Origin of the sequence: Mesorhizobium sp. M7A.F.Ca.ET.027.02.1.1, assembly GCF_004022985.1 — a bacterium.
Classification (GTDB): Bacteria; Pseudomonadota; Alphaproteobacteria; order Rhizobiales; family Rhizobiaceae; genus Mesorhizobium.
Map to the genome: position 1 here is coordinate 1 of NZ_RZOL01000770.1, position 1,226 is coordinate 1,226.

Annotated in this window: 2 protein-coding genes; both read left to right on the forward strand. The window is 66.9% G+C overall.

Features of this window, described 5'->3' with window-relative positions:
* Positions 1-765: histidinol dehydrogenase (gene hisD / locus EN749_RS36020; protein WP_128364979.1), on the forward strand; the 765-nt coding region annotated here is incomplete at its 5' end.
* Positions 766-780: 15 nt separating this feature from the next.
* Positions 781-1,226 (forward strand): alcohol dehydrogenase catalytic domain-containing protein (locus EN749_RS36025; RefSeq protein WP_148674727.1); only part of this gene is annotated, 446 nt, incomplete at its 3' end.

The window sequence follows — 1,226 nt, forward strand, 5'->3', positions numbered from 1 at the left end:
GTCTACAAATGCGGCGGCGCGCAAGCGGTCGCCGCCGTCGCCTACGGCACGGAGACGGTGAAGCCCGCGCTCAAGATCGTCGGCCCCGGCAGCCCGTGGGTGGTGGCGGCCAAGAGCGTGCTGTCCTCGGTCATCAACACAGGCCTTCCGGCCGGCCCGTCGGAAGCGATCATCTTTGCCGATGACAGCGTCGACGGCGGCCTTGCCGCGCTCGACCTGTTGATCGAAGCCGAGCACGGGCCGGATTCCTCGGCCTATCTGGTGACGCACAGCCGCAAAGTTGCAGAAGCAGCGCTCGCTGCACTTCCCGAGCATTGGTCGCGGATGACCGAGCAGCGTGTCGAGTTTTCGCGCGCCGTGCTGACCGGCAAGCGCGGCGGCATCGTGCTGACCGCGTCGCTGGAAGACAGCTACCGCTTCATCAACGACTATGCGCCCGAACATCTCGAGATCCTGTCGAAGGAGCCGTTCGCGCATCTCGGGCGCATCACCGAGGCGGCCGAGATACTGATGGGTCCGCACACGCCGGTGACGCTTGCCAACTTCGTCCTCGGTCCCAATGCTGTACTGCCGACCAGCCGCTGGGCGCGAACCTACGGGCCGCTTTCGGTAACGGATTTCGTCAAACGCTCGTCGATCGGCTATGTCACCTCGGTGGCCTATCCGGAACTCGCTCTGCACGCCCGCAGGCTCGCCCGCTACGAGGGCTTCAGCTCGCATGAGAACGCGGTCTCGGAAATCCGCGACCGCTATCTCGCCGGCTGAGCGGAAGCGATCGCGATGAAGGCCGCACGACTGTATGGACCTGGTGACCTGCGTGTCGAGGACATCGCCCCGCCAGGCGTGCCGGGTGCGGGCTGGGTGAAGCTCAGGGTCGACGCCGCCGGCATTTGCGGTTCGGACCTGCACAATTTCCGCACGGGACGGTGGATAAGCCGGTCGCCTTCGACGGCCGGCCATGAGCTGACCGGCACGGTGACTGCCATCGGCGCGGGCGTGGACGCCTTCGCCGTCGGCGACAGGGTGGTCGCTGATTCTCGGTTCTGGTGCGGAGACTGCGCGCAATGTCATGGCGGCAGGCGGCAGCTCTGCGCGTCACTGGGCTTCGTCGGAGAGGTCTGCGACGGCGGGTTTGCCGAACAGGCGGTGCTGCCCGCACGGCTCTTGCATATCATCGATGCCGGGCTCGACGAGCGCGTCGCGGCGATGGCCGAGCCGCTGGCGGT